At 46.9% G+C, this 19,658-nt stretch carries 21 protein-coding genes; 13 read left to right on the top strand and 8 right to left on the bottom strand.

The window, feature by feature from the left end; genetic code table 11:
* Window positions 1-56 precede the first annotated feature (56 nt).
* Entirely contained in the window at window positions 57-1,055 is a 999-nt protein-coding gene (locus tag KNO71_RS02155; RefSeq protein WP_251026344.1) for a DUF2268 domain-containing putative Zn-dependent protease, read from the top strand.
* A 105-nt stretch (window positions 1,056-1,160) separates the two neighbouring features.
* Here KNO71_RS02155 and KNO71_RS02150 read toward each other — a convergent pair whose 3' ends face one another.
* Complete coding sequence (locus tag KNO71_RS02150; RefSeq protein WP_214687042.1) at window positions 1,161-2,426, bottom strand: BaiN/RdsA family NAD(P)/FAD-dependent oxidoreductase; 1,266 nt, start codon at window positions 2,424-2,426, stop codon at window positions 1,161-1,163.
* Between the two features lie 143 nt (window positions 2,427-2,569).
* On the opposite strand from KNO71_RS02150, the gene KNO71_RS02145 reads away from it, so the two are divergent.
* A complete protein-coding gene (locus tag KNO71_RS02145; RefSeq protein ID WP_074036450.1) occupies window positions 2,570-4,267 on the top strand; it encodes a putative polysaccharide biosynthesis protein in 1,698 nt (565 codons plus the stop codon).
* Entirely contained in the window at window positions 4,267-4,980 is a 714-nt protein-coding gene (locus KNO71_RS02140) for a pseudouridine synthase (RefSeq protein ID WP_214687040.1), read from the top strand. The genes KNO71_RS02145 and KNO71_RS02140 overlap by 1 nt, the downstream gene beginning before the upstream one ends.
* A 64-nt stretch (window positions 4,981-5,044) precedes the next feature.
* Here the strand turns inward: KNO71_RS02140 and KNO71_RS02135 are convergent, their stop codons facing one another.
* Both KNO71_RS02135 and KNO71_RS02130 read right to left on the bottom strand, forming a co-directional pair.
* Window positions 5,045-5,671, bottom strand: coding sequence for a DUF3885 domain-containing protein (locus tag KNO71_RS02135; RefSeq protein ID WP_078147221.1), 627 nt, complete (start codon window positions 5,669-5,671; stop codon window positions 5,045-5,047).
* Window positions 5,672-5,774: 103 nt separating this feature from the next.
* Window positions 5,775-5,996: a DeoR family transcriptional regulator gene (locus KNO71_RS02130; RefSeq protein ID WP_012726776.1), complete on the bottom strand. Its 222-nt coding sequence runs from the start codon at window positions 5,994-5,996 to the stop codon at window positions 5,775-5,777.
* A gap of 308 nt (window positions 5,997-6,304) precedes the next feature.
* Here KNO71_RS02130 and pepV point away from each other — a divergent pair, with 308 nt between their 5' ends.
* From pepV to KNO71_RS02100, 6 genes are read left to right on the top strand one after another with little or no spacing between them, the layout of a single operon-like run.
* Window positions 6,305-7,693, top strand: a complete 1,389-nt coding sequence (gene pepV / locus KNO71_RS02125) for a dipeptidase PepV (protein WP_214687038.1) — start codon at window positions 6,305-6,307, stop codon at window positions 7,691-7,693.
* A gap of 59 nt (window positions 7,694-7,752) precedes the next feature.
* Window positions 7,753-8,904 carry an MFS transporter gene (locus KNO71_RS02120; RefSeq protein ID WP_078147219.1) on the top strand — a complete coding sequence of 384 codons (1,152 nt, stop codon included), beginning with the start codon at window positions 7,753-7,755 and terminating at the stop codon, window positions 8,902-8,904.
* Between the two features lie 5 nt (window positions 8,905-8,909).
* Complete coding sequence (gene thpR / locus KNO71_RS02115) at window positions 8,910-9,485, top strand: RNA 2',3'-cyclic phosphodiesterase (RefSeq protein ID WP_214687036.1); 576 nt, start codon at window positions 8,910-8,912, stop codon at window positions 9,483-9,485.
* Entirely contained in the window at window positions 9,455-10,294 is an 840-nt protein-coding gene (locus KNO71_RS02110; protein WP_214683945.1) for an NERD domain-containing protein, read from the top strand. Before thpR ends, KNO71_RS02110 begins: the two co-directional genes overlap by 31 nt.
* A 19-nt stretch (window positions 10,295-10,313) precedes the next feature.
* A complete protein-coding gene (gene pulA / locus KNO71_RS02105; RefSeq protein ID WP_214687034.1) occupies window positions 10,314-12,479 on the top strand; it encodes a type I pullulanase in 2,166 nt (721 codons plus the stop codon).
* 49 nt (window positions 12,480-12,528) lie between these two features.
* Window positions 12,529-13,323 carry a phosphotransferase family protein gene (locus KNO71_RS02100; RefSeq protein WP_078147944.1) on the top strand — a complete coding sequence of 265 codons (795 nt, stop codon included), beginning with the start codon at window positions 12,529-12,531 and terminating at the stop codon, window positions 13,321-13,323.
* A gap of 35 nt (window positions 13,324-13,358) precedes the next feature.
* On the opposite strand, the gene KNO71_RS17900 is transcribed toward KNO71_RS02100, so the two are convergent.
* Window positions 13,359-13,469 (bottom strand): hypothetical protein, encoded by a 111-nt coding sequence (locus KNO71_RS17900; RefSeq protein ID WP_012726769.1) that lies wholly within the window; start codon window positions 13,467-13,469, stop codon window positions 13,359-13,361.
* Window positions 13,470-13,607: 138 nt separating this feature from the next.
* Between KNO71_RS17900 and trmB the strand changes: the two genes are divergently transcribed.
* Together trmB and KNO71_RS02090 are read left to right on the top strand one after the other, a co-directional pair.
* Window positions 13,608-14,255 (top strand): tRNA (guanosine(46)-N7)-methyltransferase TrmB, encoded by a 648-nt coding sequence (trmB, locus tag KNO71_RS02095; protein ID WP_078147215.1) that lies wholly within the window; start codon window positions 13,608-13,610, stop codon window positions 14,253-14,255.
* A gap of 105 nt (window positions 14,256-14,360) precedes the next feature.
* Complete coding sequence (locus KNO71_RS02090) at window positions 14,361-14,870, top strand: hypothetical protein (RefSeq protein WP_240499834.1); 510 nt, start codon at window positions 14,361-14,363, stop codon at window positions 14,868-14,870.
* A gap of 38 nt (window positions 14,871-14,908) precedes the next feature.
* Here KNO71_RS02090 and dhaM read toward each other — a convergent pair whose 3' ends face one another.
* The 4 genes from dhaM to KNO71_RS02070 all read right to left on the bottom strand — a co-directional run bounded on the left by dhaM (window position 14,909) and on the right by KNO71_RS02070 (window position 17,262).
* On the bottom strand, window positions 14,909-15,259 hold the full coding sequence (gene dhaM / locus KNO71_RS02085; protein WP_251030879.1) for a dihydroxyacetone kinase phosphoryl donor subunit DhaM: 351 nt from the start codon (window positions 15,257-15,259) through the stop codon (window positions 14,909-14,911).
* 10 nt (window positions 15,260-15,269) lie between these two features.
* A complete protein-coding gene (gene dhaL, locus KNO71_RS02080) occupies window positions 15,270-15,857 on the bottom strand; it encodes a dihydroxyacetone kinase subunit DhaL (protein ID WP_371328164.1) in 588 nt (195 codons plus the stop codon).
* 22 nt (window positions 15,858-15,879) lie between these two features.
* Window positions 15,880-16,857, bottom strand: coding sequence for a dihydroxyacetone kinase subunit DhaK (gene dhaK, locus KNO71_RS02075; RefSeq protein WP_078147211.1), 978 nt, complete (start codon window positions 16,855-16,857; stop codon window positions 15,880-15,882).
* A gap of 102 nt (window positions 16,858-16,959) precedes the next feature.
* A complete protein-coding gene (locus tag KNO71_RS02070) occupies window positions 16,960-17,262 on the bottom strand; it encodes a PepSY domain-containing protein (protein WP_012726763.1) in 303 nt (100 codons plus the stop codon).
* Window positions 17,263-17,400: 138 nt separating this feature from the next.
* Here KNO71_RS02070 and KNO71_RS02065 point away from each other — a divergent pair, with 138 nt between their 5' ends.
* Window positions 17,401-18,474, top strand: coding sequence for a M42 family metallopeptidase (locus KNO71_RS02065; protein ID WP_031423097.1), 1,074 nt, complete (start codon window positions 17,401-17,403; stop codon window positions 18,472-18,474).
* A 149-nt stretch (window positions 18,475-18,623) separates the two neighbouring features.
* Window positions 18,624-19,640 (top strand): PTS sugar transporter subunit IIC, encoded by a 1,017-nt coding sequence (locus tag KNO71_RS02060; RefSeq protein ID WP_078147210.1) that lies wholly within the window; start codon window positions 18,624-18,626, stop codon window positions 19,638-19,640.
* The last annotated feature ends 18 nt before the right edge of the window (window positions 19,641-19,658 follow it).

The raw sequence follows: 19,658 nt of genomic DNA, 5'->3' as shown, positions 1-19,658 counted from the left end.
ATGGGAGTAATTTATGGTATAATTTAACATAAGTAAGCGAGTAAAAGATCTTGATCATGGGGATGGAGGTCGTTCAACTGAAAAAATTGATTAGTATGTTATGTGTGAGTTCAGCACTTCTGTTAGCAGCGTGTAGTGAGGATGAAAAAGAGTTAGAATCTAAAAAATCAGAGCCTGACGTTTCAATCGAAACGATAAAAATTAACGATGAGAATGAATTGACAATCGTCCCACTCTATACGCAATACCAACAATATTTGAACGCATCCCTTGAATCAACCGATTCGGAGGAGAGCAAACAAAACTTCAAAAAATACGTACTCGATTACATAGGTGAAGTCGGAGAGGAAGAAAAAATCGATACATCTAGATTAAAAACTGATTTTAATCTAAAGCCGACCCCTCATAAGCAACAATTGCTGAAGCAGTTAGACAAATTAATCGAGCAGCATGAGGAGATTAAAGAGATTATTGCATCGACATATGCAGATTCAAATCAAATCTTACCCAAAAAGAAGAGCACAGTGTTTATTGCACCATATAATCCTGAATTCTTTTACGATAGTGAACCGTTGAAAGGAGTAGGCGCAGCAGCATACAAAGACGTATTCATCTTGTTTCTCGATACAGATTTTGACAAAGATGTGCTAGCCTATTCGACGGCTCACGAGTATCATCATCTGATTCTTCGTGATCAAAACAAATACAATCTTAGTTCGATTCTGGAGTCTATTATTGTCGAAGGGAAAGCGGACGCATTTGCTGATCGGATTGTCAAAGGAGTTTCTCCCCCATGGCATGTGCAATTAGATGATGCGACCATGGAACACATTGCAAGTCGAGTGAATGATTATGAAACGTCCTTCACCGATTTTGTAGTCGGTAATTATCAAAAAGATATGCCACGTTGGAGTAACTATATTCTAGGGAGGGATGTGCTCCATGACTATTTGACGGCGCACCCAGAACTGTCGATTCCCAAATGGACCTTCAAAGAAGATCATGAGATTTTAGAAAAATACAAGTATCGAGATGTGATGGAATTGGAAAATTAAGTTGAAAAGAATGTTAAAAGGCTTGACCCTGAATGAGACAGGATCAAACCTTTTAATTGTTTAGTGATCATGATAGAACGCAGACGATGCGTTTGACCGAACCTTTTACCGCCCTGTCGCCAGTTTGGCTGCATGCGATCCGGCGCAATGTCCTGTCGTGAAGGCGGCCGTGATGTTGTAGCCACCCGTGTATCCATGGATGTCGAGTACTTCGCCGGCAAAGAAGAGACCTGGTGCCTTCTTTGACATCATCGTCTGTGGTGCAACTTCTTTAACCGAAACGCCGCCACCTGTGACGAACGCTTTATCAAAGTCGAGTGTCCCGACGGCGTGCATCTCGAACATTTTCAAACGTGTTGCGAAATCAATGACGGATTGCTTCTTCAACTGACTCGCGTCTTCTTCTCCAAATGCGAGTTCTTCGAGCAACAAGTCAAGAAGTCGCTCGGGGATATAGCCTTTCCATACGTTTTTAACGGTACGCTTCGGTTGGCTCTGCACTTGGTTCCACAGTTCCTGAACGAGCTCATCTCGTGACGTGTCTGGGAAGAGGTCGAGTGACAAGAGGACGATTTGCTCTTTGCTGCGTTTCCGTTCTTTGATTGTGTACTGACTGCAACGGAGCGCGATTGGACCTGAAATCCCGAAATGGGTAAAAATCATGTCTCCCTGATGCGTCTTGATCGCCTTCCCTTTTTTACCATGCACCGTCAAAGCGACGTCCCGTAACGATAATCCTTGAAGTTGTTTCGTTCCGATGAACGCGTCATTCAATGTGATTGGCACCTCTGTCGGGAAGAGTTCGGTGATCGTGTGTCCTGCCTTCTGTGCCCATGGATAGCCGTCTCCGGTCGAACCGGTGTGTGGGACAGACTGTCCGCCGACCGCGACGACACAAGCTTTTGCCTCGAGCATCTCACCGTCCATCAACTCGACCGCATGAAACTCGTTTTCTTCATTAAAATGTAGCGTTTTGACTTCAGCCTTTTTTCGAATCTCGACGCCGAGGTCTTCAATCGCCCGAAGCAACGTGTTGACCACATCCTGTGCCTTATCCGTCACAGGGAACATGCGCCCATTGTCTTCCTCTTTCAGCGGAATCCCGAATCCAGTGAAGAGGTCGATAATCGATTGATTGTCGAACTGAGCAAGGGCGCTGTATAAGAAACGACCATTGCCTGGGATGAACTGAATCAACTCATCGATTGGCTTTCGGTTCGTGACGTTACAACGTCCTCCACCTGAAATGGCCAATTTCCGACCAAGTTTTGAACCTTTATCAATTAGCAAGGTCGAAGCGCCACTTTTTGCCGCTGCATACGTTGCCATGAGCCCGCTCGGCCCTCCACCGATGACGATGACATCTTTCATAGGGTATCTCCTCATTTCTTCATCTATATGATTAGTAAAATTATCGTAACTTTATTATCCGTAACAGTAAGAGTATAATGAGAAGCGGTTGTTTTGTAAAACCGAATTCATTGAAATCGTTGATTTATAGATGGAGGTACCTCATGTCATCAAGCGCCAAACAAGATTCTGGAAGAGCCTCCTTCGTCAAAGGAACGCTTCTTTTATCAGCGGGAAACTTGATTTCCCGAATGTTAGGACTACTGTACACGTTCCCGTTCCAAGCGATGGTCGGGATTGCCGGAGTGACATTATATCAAGCAGCATATACGTATTATGCGATCATGATTTCCATTTCGACGGCAGGGATTCCCGTTGCCGTTTCGAAATTTATCGCAAAATATAATGCACTAGGAGAATACGGGACAAGTCAACGACTGTTCCGACAAGGGATGAAGCTGATGCTTGCGACCGGTGTCGTCGCTTTTTTATTACTCTTTTTTGCAGCACCATGGTTATCCGAACTGATGGTCCGAAACTCAGAGAACAATCAGCAATACATTGACTCACTCACCCTCGTGACACGAAGCGTCAGTTTTGCCTTACTGCTCATCCCGGCGATGAGTATGGTACGTGGTTATTTCCAGGGACATCAAGACATGGCACCGACGGCAATCTCACAAGTGGTCGAACAGATTGTACGCATCCTGTTCCTCCTCAGTGGAACGATGCTCGTCTTGTTCGTCTTTGCGGATTCAAACTTCATTCAACCGATTGCCAATGCCCTTGGAGGGACGCAATCTGTTGAAACGACTGAATTGAACGGGTTGAAAGTCATTGCCGTCACGATTGCGACGTTCAGTGCATTCATCGGGGCAATCGGTAGTTTCGCCGTGCTCATCATGTATTGGAAACGTCGAAAAGACATTCATCGTCAGACAGAGAATCCGGCGGGCACACCGGTCCGCTCGATGAAATCGTTGTTGCTCGAATTGCTTAGCTATTCGATTCCAATCGTGATGGTCGGGGTATCGACCCCTCTCTATCAATTGATTGACCAGTTGACGATGGTCAATACGTTGCTCAGTACGGGTGCGACCGTTTCTGAAGCAACGTCGGCGTATGGCTTTTTGACCGGGAACGCCCATAAAATTGTGTTGATTCCAGTCTCTGTCGCGGCGAGTGTATCGATGGCGACGATCCCGCTTGTGACTCGTTCGTTCACGACGGGGGACATGCAAAAAGTTCGGAATCAAGTAAACCATATTTTCCAAGTCTCGTTCTTCGTAACGATTCCTGCGGTCATTGGTCTCGTAGCACTTGCGGAGCCATTGTTTGGCACCTTGTTCCCGGGTGACCGTGAAGGATGGGTATACTTGTTCCACTACGCACCAAGTGCCTTCTTCTTGGCCTATTACTCGGTCGCGGCTGCGATTCTCCAAGGGATTAACCGTCAGTACTTCACCATCTTTGCCACATCGATGGGACTGTTGACGAAACTTGCATTGAACGTACCGCTCGTCTATTGGCTCGGCGGAATCGGAGCCGGGTACGCGACCATCGCTGGATACATCGTAGCCATTATTCTCATGGTATGGATGATTCAACGAACGCTCCACTTCCCGTATAAGCAACTGCTTCGTCGCACCATCTTGATGTTCTTGATGGGTGGGGCGATGTTCGCTGCCGTCTTCCTCTCTCTTCTCGTTACAATGAATGATGAGGCGAGTTGGGGGAACGACATTTTTGCGACAATCGTGGGAGTGACAATCGGCGTTCTCGTATATGGATACCTCGGGTGGCGGAGCCATCTCGCAGGGAAATTACTAGGGAAACGCTTTGAATATCGGAGGAACGGATAATGCGAATTGATAAATTGCTATCGAACATGGGATATGGTTCAAGAAAAGATGTAAAAATCTTATTGAAACAAGGAGCAGTGCGAGTCGATGAGACACCTGTAAAAGATGCGAAACGGCACGTCGACCCAGCATCAGAGAAAGTCACGGTGTTCGGGGAAGTGGTTGAGTATCGTCCCTACATCTATTTCATGATGAACAAGCCGGAAGGGGTCATCAGTGCGACTGAAGATCAAGTCGAGACGACAGTCATCGACTTGATTGATTCTGAGTATACCCATTATGACCTCTTCCCGGTCGGTCGTCTCGATAAGGACACGACGGGACTGCTCCTCATCACAAACGATGGCGCATTCAATCATGCGCTCATGTCACCTCGCAAGCACGTCGACAAAGTATACATCGCCGAGGTCGACGGGGAGATGACAGTAGAGGATATCAAGACGTTCGCGAATGGGGTCGAGTTAGAGGACGGATATACGACGAAGCCGGCCCGTCTTGAAATACTGAGCAAGAGCGGACGTCGGTCGGTCATTCGCCTCACGTTGTCTGAGGGGAAATATCACCAAGTGAAACGAATGGTCGCGGCGGTCGGCAAACATGTCGAACGATTGGAGCGTGTTCAAATCGGAAAGTTAGAACTCGATGAGACGCTTGAGCTCGGGGCATATCGTGAGTTGACGGAAGAAGAAGTTCAACTGTTTCTTCAATCATAAGAAGATGAGAGAATCTGTCTGATGGGACGGATTCTCTTTTTGTATAAAAAGCTCTGTTTTTCGATTATATCTTTTTGAAAATGGCATCAAAATCATCACGCCAAGAGTCAACCAACCAGTCGTTATATCTGTGATACAAAGGAACAAGTGGTTCAACTTCATTTGAACTTATGATACAACCTCGATCATCGTACATTTGAAACACGATGTTCTTTTCGGTGCTAATAAAGTAAACAGCTTGTCCAATTGAAGGTTCTCTTCCTTGCTCGTAATTTCCTATACCTCTAAGGATTTTCTCGTAAGAGATTGACTTGATCTGCGAGGATACAAATTTTGCTTTATATTCATGTTTGATTTCTATAAATTCCCCTGTTATTTCGTCAATATCTTCATTTAATTCAAATAACGTTTCTTCTTCAATCTGTTGTTTCATGAATAAACCATACAAATATTCGGGAGTGGTATTCCCGAACATGATGTCCTCTGTTTCGTTCCAATCCTTGATAAAGATATGGATGTAATCATCAGATTGAAACACTTCCTCGAACAATGTAGTTACTCTGTTTACAACTTGCTCTATTCTCTCATCCGTTCCGTTTTTATACGGTTCGCCAAGTTCGAATCTTAGATGGACTTCTCCAGATAGGTTTGGGAAATTGTCCTCTATGTACTTCATTATTTCTTCTTTCACATCATCACCTCATCTTAAGCAATTGATACAATCTAAAACCACAAAACCTTCATTCATAAAAAAGAGACCTAGCATGCAGGTCTCTTGAATATACATATACAATTCAATTTGCCGTCTTGAGTGAACGTTTTGATGAAGTCCACGTGCCACGGCTAGGGCTCTCCACAAGGTTATTGTACTCAAGTACGTTCAAATCACGTTGCACGGTACGTGACGTGATGCCGAACTCTTCTACTAGTTCTGAAGTGGTAACGGATTCCCTTTCATTGATGAACAAATAAATGGACTTGATGCGCGTTAACATCCGATCTGTTGAGCCTTTCATTGGATAACCTCCCAATGTGTAGAATAATAATAAACCATACCTACAGACGACAAAATGAAATATAAAATTGTTATTTTCTAAAATTACACCTTTAGTATACCGCTCTTGAGCAAAAATGCAAGTGGAAAGCACGAACAATCTGTTTGTAAAGATTTGATTATGAACGTAAATATCGAATGAAGATTATATTTTTACATCGAAAAGAAGCTGAAACACGAACGAAAAAAACTTTTCTAAATGAATGTTCGTCTTTCATACATTTGGATATACTAGTAAGAGAGAGAACATTCGCAAAAGGGGAGATGAACATGAATTGGAGACAGGAAGTCGACAATCGTAAAGACGCATTTTTAGAAGATTTGAAAGGGTTACTTCAAATCCCTAGCGTACTCGATGAATCGAAAGCTGCACCGAACATGCCGTTTGGTCCGGAGGTTCGTCAAGCACTTGACTACATGTTTGAAATCGGTGAGCGAGATGGATTTAAAACAAAAGATGTCGGAGGTTACGCGGGACATTTGGAGTATGGAGACGGGGAGGAAATTGTCGGCATCCTATGTCACCTTGACGTCGTCCCAGCAGGGGATGGATGGACGTATGGCGCGTTCAACCCGACCATCACGACTGATGGGAAAATTGTGGCACGCGGAAGTAACGATGATAAAGGGCCATCTATGGCTGCATACTACGGGCTACGAATTGTCAAAGAGCTCGGGCTACCACTTTCAAAGCGGGTCCGTTTGATTTCAGGTTGCGATGAAGAGAGCGAATGGCGCTGTGTCCGCGAGTATTTCAAACAAGAACAAATGCCGACGTATGGATTTGCGCCAGATGCGGATTTCCCGATCATCAATGCTGAAAAAGGGTTGTATGATGGTGTGTTGACTCAATTACCGATTCAACGTGTACCAGGTTCTGCCTACCATCTCGTGTCATTCACGAGTGGGGAGCGTCCGAATATGGTGCCGGACTTCGCGAAAGCCGAATTGAAGACGGATGAGGTACTCGAGGAGAAGTTCGAGGCCTATCTCGAAAAATATGAAGCGGACGGAACGTGTGAATACGACCGTGGCACATATACGTTTACGATGAAAGGAAAAGCGGCGCACGCGATGGAACCGGATAACGGGGTCAACGCGGCCTACGTCCTCGCTGGATTCTTGTTACATCTTCCACTTGATATTCAAGGCGAGCGCTATGTTGAATTCGTCCGTCACGTATTCGCCGATTCTCGTGGGATTTCGCTTGGGATTGAAGCGAGCGATGAGACGGGCGACTTGACGATTAATGGCGGCGTCTTCCGATACAATGAAGAAGAGCGTACGGCGACGGTCAACATTCGCTATCCGTATACGGCCAAATTCGAAGAACGGTTACAAAACCTACGTGAAATCGCTTTGTCATTTGGGTTCGAGTTGAAGACCCGTCAACATATGCCGCCTCATCATGTGGCAGAAGATCACCCACTCGTGAAGACACTAGCAGGCGTGTACGAGCGTCAAACGGGAGAACATGCAAACTTGATGGCCATCGGAGGCGGTACGTATGCACGTTCGCTCGAGGCAGGTGTCGCATTTGGTGCATTGTTCCCAGGTGCTAAAGATGTGGCGCATCAGGTCGATGAATATATGGAGATAGAAGATTTATTACGTGCCGCGGCAATCTATGCTGAGGCCATTTACGAGCTCGCTAAATAAGAAACAAGGAGAGCTGGCTGGTATAGTCGGCTCTCTGTCCTTTAGGAAGGAAGTTATCATTGGATTCGCAAAAAAGAATGTTTCAGTCTGTATACGTCGCGATATTCTTCGCGCAAGGGGCATTGATCCCTTATATGACCTTATACTTTTCACAAACTAAGTTTGGGTTGACACCTAGCCAAGTCGGGATTGTGGTGGCCATCTTACCGATTCTATCCATCGGCGTGCAACCATTGTGGGGGATGTTGACCGACCGGACGGGGAGAGTCCGTGCTTGGTTGATTTTGGCGATGCTGAGCGCCGCACTCATTTCTCTCACGTTTTTAGTGGCGACCTCTTACATTTGGATTGTCATACTTATGGTGATTTGGTCCGTTTTCCAATGTGCTCACATCCCGCTTGTGGACATGATGACACTCGACTATACGACGCGGTCGAAAGTTGATTACGGTGCAATTCGACTCTATGGCTCAGCGGGATTTGCCATTGCCGTCTTTGCAATGGGACGAATATCTGATAGCACGTGGGGACTGGCTAGTACATTCGTGTTGAGCGCTGTTTTACTAATACTTGGCAGCGTATTTGTTCGAATGATTCCTGAGAAAAGTTCGATTCGCGATGTGACGTTGGCGCCGCTCTCATGGACGGCTGTTTGGAACAAACGCTTTGTGTTCTTCTTATGTGGTGGGATGCTCGTCTTTGGACCGATTTACGCGAATAACTATTATTTCGGCCTTTACGTGACAAACAGCGGTGGCTCGACGACGTTGGTCGGAACGCTATTCCTCGTGGCAGTGTTATTTGAAATCCCGTTTATGAAAGTGGCGTCCCAATTGGTTGAACGCTATGGAAACGTCAGCGTTCTTGTCGGGGCCGCTATCATCTCGGTAGTTCGAAACGGGGTACTTGCGTTAGAACCACCGATTTGGGTCGTGTGGCTCCTCGCGATTGCACAAGGTCTCGTCGTCGGACTTTTGATTCCCGTCGCACTTCAATTCGTTCGGACGCTCGTCGATCGGCAAGTTTCCTCGACGGCCATCGGGGTATATATGGCATTGACGTCCGGGCTCGCGACAGCTGGATTTAATATGCTGAGTGGTAAAATCATTGAACTTGACGATATTTTAGGCGTGTTTTGGATGTATACCATCGTCACGGCACTAGGAGCGTTGATTTGGATCGGAATGTCACGTCGCAATCTGAAAGGATGAATGAGATGAGTACGCATTACTTTATTGCGATTCCCATTGAAGCGACTGAATTGGTTGACGTACAGCAAACCATCTTACCTTATTATTCGTATCGAAGAATCTATCGACCGGAAGAGTTCCATATCACAGTGCAATTTTTAGGAAGCGTGGATGGGGATGAATTAGACGAAGTAAAAGAAATCACGCGTAGAATTTGTGCGAAAACATTACCATTCACGTTGGAGTTTCGAGCCATCGACCATTTTGGGCGACCGGATCGGCCCCGCGTTTTGACCATTGTTCCGGATGACTCCGAACCCCTTCAACGGTTGGCGCATACCCTCCGCCATGAACTAGTTGATGTGATTCCAAGATTGGACCGGAAGTCGTTTGTCCCTCACGTGACGCTCGCTAAAAAATGGGGCGAAGGGGAGCGTGTCCCGTACGTCCCCCCTGAATTTCACGCGACGGAATCAGTAGAAGAATTAATTTTATATGAAGTACAGCCGACTCATACACCTGCCTATCGAGCAGTAGACGTATTTCCGCTAAGACGGCCAGAGGAGGATATATGGCAATCCCGGTTAAAATTTTTGACGTAATCTCAAAATATGAACGTGATGTATTAGATCAATATAATCGTTATTTGGAGTATGTGGAATCCGATACGGCACGCCTACAGCGCCTTCATGAAAACAATCGCTTGAATCCGGTCGAAGTGCTCGAAATCGAAAGACCGTGGTGGAAGTTTTGGGCGAAGACGGAGCGAATTGAATTAGAGCCAAAGCCGCTCTCTGAATCGCAATATCAAAAGCTGTTAAGGGAGCGCCGGCATATCCAAAAGCTTCAATTCGCTTGTGAAGGGGTGCTTGAGACGGATTTACCACATCTGGCGTTTATTCGTGACTTCGCCTATCGTGTGATGCGTACCGATTGGAACGAACGACACTTTTTCTTGTATCGACCGGTCATCGAATGGAATGGTGCAACGGTTGAGTTGAGCCACCTCATCATCGGACCGACGCATCTGTATATCATAGAATGGCTTGAAGGCGATCGAAGTATCTATCACATATCGAAAGAGAAGACATGGGTTCATCAACCGCTGAAAGGGGAAAATACCCGTGTAGTGAACCCGTTGATCGCATTGACACGGACAGAGGAACTGATTCGTCAAGTTCTACCGCATTATGCGGGTGTGCTACAAAAAGTCGTCATTGCGACAAATGGATATTTTGATAACGTTCCAACTGTTCGATCGACCCAATATGTCGGTCGTAACGAATATACGGAATGGATGAAACAAGTGAACGGACGTGCACCGATTGTAAAAGCACAGCAGATTCGTGACGTTGCCACCGTATTAGAAGTGACTGCCAAGTTACCGTTTCGTCAATTCATGGATCAGTGATTGAGAGGAAGGGACGCATATGCATCACACACCAGATCAAAAGACCGCCTCACATGTGACCATCGAGAGCGCGTCTTTCGTATCATTTGAGACCATACAACTTGAGATTGTGCGCGAATATGAATCCGTTCCAGTACAAATCGAACAGAATGGACGCCCGGTCGACTACCTCGTCGAGCAACAGTTTGTGACGGAATCCGGAAAGGTCGAACAAATCCTTCGTTTAAAGGAACCAATCTCTTTAGAAACGTTATACACCGTCTGCCACCCGGGTCAAAAGACGACGGTTGTCGTACCAAGAGAAATCGTCCGTTCAGAGGAATTCGAACGGCGTTTCTCATATGATGGTCCACTCGGCGTATCGTTTACGCCGCACGGAATGGAAGTGACGGTATGGTCTCCGGTTGCTTTATCCATGTGGATTACAGTGCATGATGATACGAATCACAGAGAAATTGAGCGATTTCACATGAACCGCGGCGCACGCGGGGAATGGAGTGGTGAAATACCACAAGCGTTCCAAGGTATGTTTTATCGCTTAGAAGTGAAAACACCGGTCGATACGAGGCAAGTCGTCGATCCTTATGCGCGAGCCGTCAGTTTGAACGGTGAGTATGGCGTATTGCAAGATGTGGCGCGATTTGTCAAGAAACAGGTCGAACAAGCCGTGCGCCCCCCTTTATGGAAGGCAACGGATGCCGTCATCTATGAGTTGCACCTCCGAGACTTCACAAGCCACCCCTCATCGATGAGTCAATTGAAAGGGCTGTACGGTGGGGTGTCTGAAAAAGGAGTTCGGACGAAAGAAGGCAATAGTGCCGGACTCGACTATTTAAAAGAACTTGGCGTGACCCATGTCCAGTTGCTTCCTGTTCATGATTTTGGAAGTGTCGATGAGGCGACGCGTATGCCGTACAACTGGGGCTACGACCCGATTCATTGGTTCGCGCTTGAAGGAAGTTATGCCTCAAGGCCCGATGTGCCGATGAGTCGTGTGTTCGAATATGCGACACTCGTCTCTGACTTGCATCAAGCTGGTCTTCGAGTCGTTACAGACGTCGTGATGAATCATATTTATATTCGAGAACAATCCCCACTCGAAGCGCTCGTACCATACTATTATTTTCGATACGAGCACGACGGGACGATAGCGAACGGAACCGGTGTCGGGAATGACACGGCCTCAGAACGCTATATGATGCGACGTATGATTGTCGACTTCGTGACGTATTTCGCAACAACCTATCAAGTGGATGGGTTCCGCTTCGATTTGATGGGGATTCATGATGTCGAAACGATGAATCAAGTACGGGCCGCGCTCGATAAGGTGGATCCCTCCATTCTCGTCTATGGAGAAGGGTGGGACTTAGCGACACCGCTTGGACAGTCGTTGAAGGCGACGTCACAAAATGCTGCACGCATGCCTCGTATCGGACACTTCAACGATATGATTCGAGATGCATTGAAAGGGTCAACGTTTAATGACAGGGAACGCGGATTCATCTCTGGCAATGAGTGGAGAGAGTGGGAACTTCGAGAGTGTCTCACCGGAGCCGTGCATATTCCGAACGTGACGGTCGGACGTTTCCCGAGTCCGGCTTACTCCATCAATTATGCGGAAGCCCATGACAACTATACGATCTATGACAAGTTAATGTTATCTTGTGAAGGAGTCGATGAGACGACTCGTCTTGCCATGCAACGTCTTGCCAATGCGGTCGTCATCACATCTCAAGGCATCCCGTTTATCCATGCCGGTCAAGAGTTCGGACGCACGAAACATGGTGTCGAGAACAGTTATAATTCACCCGATCACATCAATCATTTTGATTGGGATCTTCGTGACACACGGATCAAAGACATCGAGTATGTGAAGACGCTCTTGAAGTTACGGCGACTCCATACATGTTTCCGCTATGATTCGAGACAAGAAGTCATTGACCATTTCACGTTTCTCCCATCGCCGCCTGGCGTCATTATCTATGAGTTGACGGCCAGTCATTCTTACGATGCGTGGCAACGGGTTCGCGTCTATGTGAACGGTACGTTCGACTCGCTTTCATTTGAGAGCGATGCGAAATGGAACGTTTACGTTCAAGGAGAAACGGCAAGTCTCGTTCCGCTCGCACGAAACCCAGCACACATTCAAGTCGAGTCGTTGTCAATGACGATTCTCGCGTGTTAAGATGTTGATTGTATCTCTTTAATTCAAGTAAGATTTGAGCGTGATGAATATGTATTCAGATATAGTCGGTGCGCTCGGGAAAGAGTGGACAGTCGCTTCAGCCGGAGGTATCACGGGCGAAGCGTATGTAGCGACGACGCGCCAACAGAAGATTTTTGTCAAACGAAATTCTTCTCCGTTTCTGGCAATCTTGTCAGCGGAAGGAATCGTACCAAAGCTTCTTTGGACAAAGCGAATGTTTAACGGGGACGTGTTAAGCGCCCAACAATTTATCGAAGGCCGCGAACTTTCACCAGAAGATATGAAGCGACCTGATGTCGCGGCGCAACTCGGCAAGATTCATAATTCGAAAGAGCTATTATTCATGTTGCAACAGCTGAACCACACACCGGTGACGCCGCACTTGTTGCTCCGTCAGTGTGAAGCATATGAACAAGATGAAACAGACCGAATCATCGGAGAAGCCGTACAATGGCTAAAGCACCATTTGCCAAAAGTCGACGAGCAAGAATTTGTCGTCTGTCATTCTGACCTAAACCATAATAATTGGATTGAGGATGAGAGCGGCCTACTCTACTTGACGGATTGGGATGACGCAATCATTGCAGACCGCGCGTTCGATTTGGCGATGGTTGTCTATAGCTATATGGATGAAGTGGAGTGGGAGCGCTGGTTCTCGCATTACGGGGTACGTGTTTCGAGTGAGCTCCATAATCGAATGCATTGGTATGCGATCGCCCAAACGATTTTGACAATCTATGGGGAAGAGAATGACTCGGCGCGAACTGAAGGATTTCATGTACTACGCGAGCTGATGGATGAGGCGTACGAACGAATCAATTAAAAGGGATGGCTGTTCGCCACCCCTTTTTGAATGTGTTAAATGTCATCTGGATTCATAAAGTAAGCCCAAACGAACGTGGCGATGACACCAGCGAAAAACGTCAGTGGAGCTGCATAAAAAATAAGAAACTGATCTAAAGTACTCATCGTATTTAACCTCCTTGTGAAGGATGATTCACGTTCATTAAACTATGATTTCGTGTATAATCGCAAGAGGACTGCTCGTCCGTAACGTGCATATTCCCATTAAACTTGAACATTTGATGAACGAAAGGTAGGATTTTCATGCGTTTACGACATAAGCCTTGGGCAAAAGAATATATGGAAGCTCAAGAACATGTATTTATTCAACATCCTGAACAGTTGAAAGGTAACTGGAGCACTGAATTCGGGAATGACCACCCGCTCTTTATCGAGGTCGGCTCAGGAAAAGGACAATTTATTTTAGGGATGGCGCAACAACACCCGGATGTGAACTTTATTGCGATCGAGTTGTTTGAGAGTGTAGCCGTCTCTATCGTACAAAAATTAGTCGAAACCCCGATGCCGAACGTGAGAGTGTTGACGGTCGATGCGAAACGACTCGTCGACTATTTCGAAGCGGGAGAAGTCGATCGCGTCTACTTAAACTTCTCCGATCCGTGGCCAAAGACACGACATGCGAAACGTCGCTTGACATATAAGACGTTTTTAGCGACATATGAGGCGATTCTTCCGAAAGCTGGAGAGATTCATTTCAAGACGGACAACCGTGGATTGTTTGAATATTCGCTTCAGAGCATGAGTCAATACGGGATGTTCTTCACAGAAATTTCACTAGATTTACATGTCAATGAACCAGAAGATAATATTCGAACAGAGTATGAAGAGCGCTTCAGTGCGCTCGGTCAGCCGATTTACCGAATGGAAGCCGTCTTCCGTCCGAAAAATTGACACGCTTTTTTCTTATTTTAATAGTATTTTCTTCACACTTTTTTCTTTCTTCTTGGTACAATAGGAATGACGCTAAACTGGAATAAGAGAAGGGGGAACATGGGGATGTTGAAAAAAGCATGGGCAAGCCTGCTTGCAGTAATCTTCATTCTAACAATCGCACCAATGAATACCTCAGCGAACGAAGCGTTCTTAGACGCTCTCGAAGAGGATTTGAAAGCAACGCATTACGACTATAAAGAAGGAACGGCTGAAATCATCAAAGAAGAGACGCTTCGCCATTCAAACGGCAACGAAGTCATCGCTGCTGTCGTAGAGCTCGATACGATTCGTGATGGGATCTTCATCACACGTAAAACCGAGTATCATTACTTTGATGCGACAGACAACAAGATTCTTACATCAGCGGACCTCGTAGAAGTAGAAGGGGCCTCAGAGTTTGCAGATGCGAACATCGACATGCTCGGTCAACAGATCGTCTATTGGTTACCGGTATTGGTCTTGCTTCTAATGATTGCGATTCCGGCACTCATTTTGTTCTTGGTTGTACCACGTTTCTATTCAACAAGTTCATATATGAATGCCGTATATGAAAAGAATGACAACCCAAGATAAGACATGAAAGTACCCCGTTCAAGAGAACGGGGTACTTTTTACTGTTGTTTTAACTGTTCGACGATATCAGTTAGTGACATCCCATTTCCTGAAGAAACGGAGGCGATGAAGGCACTCTCGACAATGGGACCGTCAAAAAATTCGACATGTTTGTCACCTTCGTACATGTCGATGGCGAGTTCCGCATTCATCGTCGCCGACCCGATATCACTGAGGAGAAGTGCCTCTCCATCGACCTGGTCGAGTGCCGATAAGATGCGATTCACATCCGTTCCGATAGCGCCATCTTCAAGGCCACCGGCTAGATGAATGGGCACGGACGGTGCCATTTCCTTCATCAAATCTTGGATTCCTTCCGCAATTTTTGCACTGTGCGAGACGATGATCAATTCAACGATGTCAATCGACCTCCTTCATAATCGCGGCCAAAAGGATTGAGCTAGAAAGGGCACCCGGGTCGACGGTTCCGCGAGAGTTTTCTCCGAAGTAAGAGGCTCTTCCTTTCGTGGCCACCATATCCTCTGTTTTTTGGACAAGCTCGTCCAACTTCTGTTTATAATCTTCCCCTTGTTGGACTTGCTCGAGGAACGGGTCCCAGACGTCGACCATCGTTTTTTGGCCGACTTCCGATTTCCCTCGTGCTTTGATGGAATTCGAACCTTCCTGGAGCGCCTCCTTGAGTAAGCCAAAGTCCGCTTCGGTCGCATCCCCGAATTTGGTTGCCATCTTCACGAAAGCTGAACCGTATAAAGGTCCGGCCGCGCCTCCGACTTTCGACATGAGGGTCATCCCGACCTTTTTACTAAGTGCTCCAAGAGAGTCATAATCCTCATCTAGAATAGTAGAGACCGCATCAAAACCACGAGACATGTTGATCCCATGGTCTCCGTCGCCGATGGCCCGGTCTAAATCGGTCAACGTATCCTTTTGTTCTTCGATGCCAACTTGTGCGTCACGTAACGCCTGCTTCATCCGATCAATCGTCAACATAAACCAAACACCTCATTTATTAAATTTTGAATCCAAGTGCTGCCGAAGGAGCGTCGAGATACGTCGTCATCTCATCATCGAGAGGGAGCAACGTGATGGAGAACCCATGCATCTCGAGTGAAGTCATGTAGTTGCCGACATACTTCCGTTTAAGGGTATACCCAGCAGCTTCCAGTTTTTCGGCAACGAAGTGATAGGTCACATATAACTCAGACAACGGCGTTCCACCCATTCCGTTCACCATGACGGCAACTTCTCCTGGCTCGACTTCTTTTTTCAAGTGACTGAGGAGGTCGTCGACGATTTGGTCGACATCACTCGTCGGTTTCCGCTCGACACCACGTTCCCCGTGAATCCCGATGCCGATTTCCATCTCTTCCTCGTTCAAGTCGAAACCTGGTTTACCACTGACAGGCATGTAACAAGGTTCCACGGCCATCCCTATGGAGCGAACGTGTGAAGCTACTTTTTCGGCGATGGATTTGACTTCTTCAAGTGATTTGCCACTAGCTGCAGCGGCTCCGGCAATTTTGTGAACAAAGACCGTTCCGGCAACCCCGCGTCGATCTTCTTTGTTCGAAATGGCGACATCATCGGCGACGACGACGTGGTCGACTTTGATGCCATCACCTTCGGCCAGTTCTGCGGCGAGCTCAAAGTTCATCACGTCGCCGGAATAGTTTTTCACAATCAAAAGAACGCCGTTTCCGCCGTCAGCTGCTTTGATTCCTTCAAGTACCATGTCCGGAGTAGGAGAGGTGAACACTTCCCCACATACTGCCGCATCGAGCATACCGTCCCCGACATATCCAGCGTGGGCCGGCTCGTGACCACTACCGCCTCCAGATACGAGACCGACTTTTCCAGACTTCGCTCCGTCAGCCCGACAGATGACATTCACACCGTCGACGCGACCATACATTTCAGGATGGGCATGGACCATCCCTTCAACCATTTGCGATACGAGTTCACTTGCTTCACCGATTAGCTTCTTCACGCGAGATCACTCCTTTATTAAATTGAAAACTACCAATTTCAATTTTCCACTCTTTCGAGGGAACTAAACAAAAAAACCGACGAATCATTCGTCGGTTTCGTGTCATGCATATTCGAGTAATGCGCCAGTCTCAGAGTCGACTGTAAACTCATATGTTTTCTCTTCATCGTTCTCAAGAACCGAGATGCCACCTTTGTAGACGTCGTATTCACGACCGTCGTATGTGTAAATCTCCGGTGATGCAGAAATCCATGCCCCTTGGACATGACCTTTTGCTGAGAAAGCACGCTTCGTGTACTCTAAGGCGTTTTCTGCAGATAAGCTACGTTCATCTAAAGCTTTTTTCGTCATAAGTGCGGCAATGACGGCAACCCCGATTCCAATAAACCAATACCTTTTTTTCATATGACTACCTCCCCTTGAACTATGGCTATCATGTACATCGTACCAAAACCTGTACCCGAATGGAATGAAAAGCATTCGCATCCTGTCAAAACTTTTGTATATAATGAGACAAGAACGGTTAGGAAAGGATGATGAAAGATGGATCAGAAGACGAGAGATTTATTTAAGACGCTAACAGAACTCCCGGGAGCTCCTGGGTTCGAGTCTGAAGTTCGTCAATTTGTACGTGGACGAATTGAACCCCATTCAGATGAAATTGTCACGGATGGCATCGGATCAATTTTTGGAAAACGTGTCGGAGACGAGTCGGGACCGAAAGTCATGGTAGCCGGACATATGGATGAGGTCGCTTTTATGGTGACACGGATTACCGAGAACGGCATGCTTTACATACAACCACTCGGTGGCTGGTGGAGCCAAGTGCTCATGGCGCAACGTTTCGACATCATCACGTCGAACGGTAAAATTCCCGGTGTCGTCGCTTCGACACCGCCTCATTTGTTAGGTCCAGATGCAATGAGTAAACCGATGGACATCAAGCAGATGTTTATCGATATCGGAGCAGATTCGAAAGAAGAAGCAGAGTCATGGGGTGTACGTCCGGGGGTCCCTGCTGTTCCATCGAGCGCATTTACCCCACTTCATCACCCGAAAAAGATTATGGCCAAAGCTTGGGACAATCGTTATGGCGTCGGTCTTGCAATCGAATTGTTGGAGGAAACGACAAAAGCGGATCATCCAAACATCTTGTTCTCGGGTGCTACCGTACAAGAAGAAGTCGGATTACGTGGAGCGCAGACAGCATCTGAATTGATTCAGCCAGATGTGGCACTCGTACTCGATGCTTCACCGGCCAATGATGCTTCAGGAAGTAAAACGGAGTTCGGTCAGCTCGGTGAGGGAGCATTGATCCGAATTTTAGATCGCGTCATGGTCATGTCTCCTGAAATGCGTGATTTCTTACTCGATACGGCTTCAGACGAAAACATCAAGACACAATATTTCGTCTCACCAGGCGGTACCGATGCGGGGCGCGTTCACATGAGCGGAGAAGGGGTACCGACAGCCGTCATTGGCGTCGCATCTCGTTATATCCATACACACGCCTCGATTCTTCATACGGATGACTACGATGCAGCGAAAGCGTTGCTCAAAGCGTTGGTCAAGCGGCTTGATCGTTCGACACTTGAAACGCTACGTCCGTCTCTGTAAATCAAACATTCCGTTCACTCGAAAGATGAGTGGACGGTTTTTTATGGATGTTCTTGCTATTTCATGAAAACGTCTTATACTGATAAAGGTGTTTATACATGTATGTTACTCATGACAAGACACCTGTATAAGTGTAAGGAGGATATGTTATGTTCAAGAAAAAAGGAATCTCATTGAGCCCGTCGCTTTATTTTGTGACGGCGCTAAGTTATATGGCACTTGGTTTGTTTAGTACGTTAATCATCGGTCTGATCATAAAAACGATCGGAGGTCAGCTCGAAGGAACGACATTCACAGGGATGAGTGCCACGTTGATTCAAATCGGGGATGTCGCCATGAGTTTGACCGGACCGGCAATCGGGATTGCCATCGCCTATGCGTTAGAGGCGCCGCCGCTCATTTTGTTTTCCGCGCTCGTTATCGGGGCGTTTGGATATGAGTTCGGACCGGCAGGAAGTTACGTTGCGACGATTCTTGCGGTCGAAGTCTCAAAACTTGTCTCTAAATCGACGAAACTAGATATTTTAGTGACGCCGTTCACAACGATTGCCGTAGGCTACCTCACTGCGACGTATATCGGCAAGTATGTCGGCTTATTTATGACGCAACTCGGTGGTTGGATTGAATGGGGCACGGAGCAACAGCCGTTGTTCATGGGAGTGGTCGTCGCGACATTGATGGGACTTGCGTTAACGGCACCGATTTCAAGTGCTGCCATCGCATTGATGCTCGGTTTGAACGGAATTGCCGCTGGAGCAGCGACTGTCGGTTGCGCGGCTCAGATGATTGGGTTTGCCATCACGAGTTATCGTGATAATGGGGTCGGTGGGGCGATTGCTCAAGGAATCGGCACCTCGATGCTTCAAGTCGGGAACATTGTGAAAAACCCTTGGATTCTTCTTCCGCCAACAATGGCCGGGGCTGTATTGGCTCCAATCGCGATTCTGTTGTTTGAACTGGAAAGTGTCGCTGCGGGGGCAGGCATGGGAACAAGTGGGCTCGTCGGCCCGATTGTCATGCTTGAAACGATGGGCTTTAGCTGGTATACCTTTCTCGTCGTCTTTGGTTTCCTCATAATTGGACCAGCCTTATTGAGTTACGCGGTATACGTAGTCTTGCGAAGAACCGGTCGGATTCAACCGAATGATTTAAAAATTGATTATTAATGAAGAGCAACGTTTCGA

Source organism: Exiguobacterium sp. s163 (assembly GCF_018617135.1).
GTDB lineage: Bacteria > Bacillota > Bacilli > Exiguobacteriales > Exiguobacteriaceae > Exiguobacterium > Exiguobacterium profundum.
This window is presented reverse-complemented; position numbering and strand designations above follow the sequence as displayed.

Excerpts from the sequence above, each read along its gene's own strand:
- KNO71_RS02065 (WP_031423097.1), top strand. The coding sequence starts at position 17,401 with ATGGATCAGAAGACGAGAGATTTATTTAAGACGCTAACAGAACTCCCG.
- KNO71_RS02145 (WP_074036450.1), top strand. The coding sequence starts at position 2,570 with ATGTCATCAAGCGCCAAACAAGATTCTGGAAGAGCCTCCTTCGTCAAA.
- trmB (WP_078147215.1), top strand. The coding sequence starts at position 13,608 with ATGCGTTTACGACATAAGCCTTGGGCAAAAGAATATATGGAAGCTCAA.
- pepV (WP_214687038.1), top strand. The coding sequence starts at position 6,305 with ATGAATTGGAGACAGGAAGTCGACAATCGTAAAGACGCATTTTTAGAA.
- KNO71_RS17900 (WP_012726769.1), bottom strand. The coding sequence starts at position 13,469 with ATGAGTACTTTAGATCAGTTTCTTATTTTTTATGCAGCTCCACTGACG.
- thpR (WP_214687036.1), top strand. The coding sequence starts at position 8,910 with ATGAGTACGCATTACTTTATTGCGATTCCCATTGAAGCGACTGAATTG.
- KNO71_RS02070 (WP_012726763.1), bottom strand. The coding sequence starts at position 17,262 with ATGAAAAAAAGGTATTGGTTTATTGGAATCGGGGTTGCCGTCATTGCC.
- KNO71_RS02060 (WP_078147210.1), top strand. The coding sequence starts at position 18,624 with ATGTTCAAGAAAAAAGGAATCTCATTGAGCCCGTCGCTTTATTTTGTG.
- KNO71_RS02155 (WP_251026344.1), top strand. The coding sequence starts at position 57 with ATGGGGATGGAGGTCGTTCAACTGAAAAAATTGATTAGTATGTTATGT.
- KNO71_RS02110 (WP_214683945.1), top strand. The coding sequence starts at position 9,455 with ATGGCAATCCCGGTTAAAATTTTTGACGTAATCTCAAAATATGAACGT.
- KNO71_RS02150 (WP_214687042.1), bottom strand. The coding sequence starts at position 2,426 with ATGAAAGATGTCATCGTCATCGGTGGAGGGCCGAGCGGGCTCATGGCA.
- pulA (WP_214687034.1), top strand. The coding sequence starts at position 10,314 with ATGCATCACACACCAGATCAAAAGACCGCCTCACATGTGACCATCGAG.
- KNO71_RS02130 (WP_012726776.1), bottom strand. The coding sequence starts at position 5,996 with ATGAAAGGCTCAACAGATCGGATGTTAACGCGCATCAAGTCCATTTAT.
- KNO71_RS02100 (WP_078147944.1), top strand. The coding sequence starts at position 12,529 with ATGTATTCAGATATAGTCGGTGCGCTCGGGAAAGAGTGGACAGTCGCT.
- KNO71_RS02140 (WP_214687040.1), top strand. The coding sequence starts at position 4,267 with ATGCGAATTGATAAATTGCTATCGAACATGGGATATGGTTCAAGAAAA.
- KNO71_RS02090 (WP_240499834.1), top strand. The coding sequence starts at position 14,361 with ATGTTGAAAAAAGCATGGGCAAGCCTGCTTGCAGTAATCTTCATTCTA.